This window comes from Shigella sp. FC1567, assembly GCF_001743015.1.
Classification (GTDB): Bacteria; Pseudomonadota; Gammaproteobacteria; order Enterobacterales; family Enterobacteriaceae; genus Escherichia; species Escherichia coli.
This window is the reverse complement of sequence record NZ_MIIV01000295.1, coordinates 1-1191: the sequence shown is the minus strand read 5'-3', so window position 1 is coordinate 1191 and position 1191 is coordinate 1. Positions and strand designations below refer to the sequence as shown.

Sequence of the window (1191 nt, the reverse complement as noted above, 5' to 3'; positions counted from 1 at the left end):
TGGCTGTTTTACGCGTATGACAGGATACGGAGGACGGTTGTGGCGCACGTCTTCGGTGAACGCACTCTGGCCACACTGGAGCGTCTTCTGAGCCTGCTGTCGGCCTTTGAGGTCGTGGTATGGATGACGGATGGCTGGCCGCTGTATGAATCACGCCTGAAGGGAAAGCTGCACGTTATCAGCAAGCGTTACACTCAGCGCATTGAGCGACATAATCTGAATCTGAGACAACATCTGGCAAGGCTGGGACGGAAGTCACTGTCGTTCTCAAAATCGGTGGAGCTGCATGACAAGGTCATCGGGCATTATCTGAACATAAAACACTATCAGTAAGTTGGAGTCATTACCCACAAATGGGATGACTAATGAACGGAGATAATCCCTCACCTAACCGGCCCCTTGTTACAGTTGTGTACAAGGGGCCTGATTTTTATGACGGCGAAAAAAAACCGCCAGTAAACCGGCGGTGAATGCTTGCATGGATAGATTTGTGTTTTGCTTTTACGCTAACAGGCATTTTCCTGCACTGATAACGAATCGTTGACACAGTAGCATCAGTTTTCTCAATGAATGTTAAACGGAGCTTAAACTCGGTTAATCACATTTTGTTCGTCAATAAACATACAGCGATTTCTTCCCGTTTGCTTACCCTCATACATTGCCCGGTCTGCTCTTCCAATGACCACATCCAGAGGCTCTTCAGGAAATGCGCGACTGACACCTGCTGTCACGGTAATGTTGATATGCCCTTCAGAATGTGTGATGGCATGGTTATCGACTAACTGGCAAATTCTGACACCTGCACGACATGCTTCTTCATCATTAGCCGCTTTGAGGTGTACTGGCAATAGCGGACACTATCATTTGTTCTTTTTTTAAGCAGCCATCTGATGATATTTTTCCCTGAAGGCTGCCGGGGAGATATTCCCCAGACGAGAGTGACGACGCTGACGATTGTAGAAAATCTCAATGTATTCCCGTATTACTGAGATGGCTTCATCCCGGTTATTAAAACGATAGTGGCTCAGGCTCTCATTTTTCAGCGTTCCCCAGAAGCTTTCCATCGGAGCGTTGTCGTAACAGTGACCTTTACGCGACATTGATGTTTTCAGACCAGACTGCTCCTGTATGACCCGGTAATCGTATGCGCAGTACTGTGAACCTCGATCAGAGTGGTGGATTAGCCCGGCA

2 protein-coding genes and 2 pseudogenes are annotated in these 1191 nt (G+C 47.7%); 2 read left to right on the top strand and 2 right to left on the bottom strand.

The genetic code is table 11. The features are described from left to right. Together BHE85_RS16065 and mgtT are read left to right on the top strand one after the other, a co-directional pair. A pseudogene (locus BHE85_RS16065) lies at positions 1-333 on the top strand (IS1-like element IS1X2 family transposase); the annotation flags it as partial. A gap of 32 nt (positions 334-365) precedes the next feature. Then, a complete protein-coding gene (gene mgtT, locus BHE85_RS27585) occupies positions 366-470 on the top strand; it encodes a protein MgtT (protein ID WP_211180496.1) in 105 nt (34 codons plus the stop codon). Between the two features lie 114 nt (positions 471-584). Here mgtT and dgcZ read toward each other — a convergent pair. Next, a pseudogene (gene dgcZ, locus BHE85_RS16060) lies at positions 585-836 on the bottom strand (diguanylate cyclase DgcZ); the annotation flags it as partial. Between the two features lie 39 nt (positions 837-875). Next, positions 876-1191 (bottom strand): integrase core domain-containing protein (locus tag BHE85_RS16055; RefSeq protein ID WP_146627433.1); only part of this gene is annotated, 316 nt, incomplete at its 5' end.

Bases quoted from the DNA above. Each gene is read 5' to 3' on its own strand.
- mgtT (WP_211180496.1), top strand. From the start codon at position 366: ATGAACGGAGATAATCCCTCACCTAACCGGCCCCTTGTTACAGTTGTG.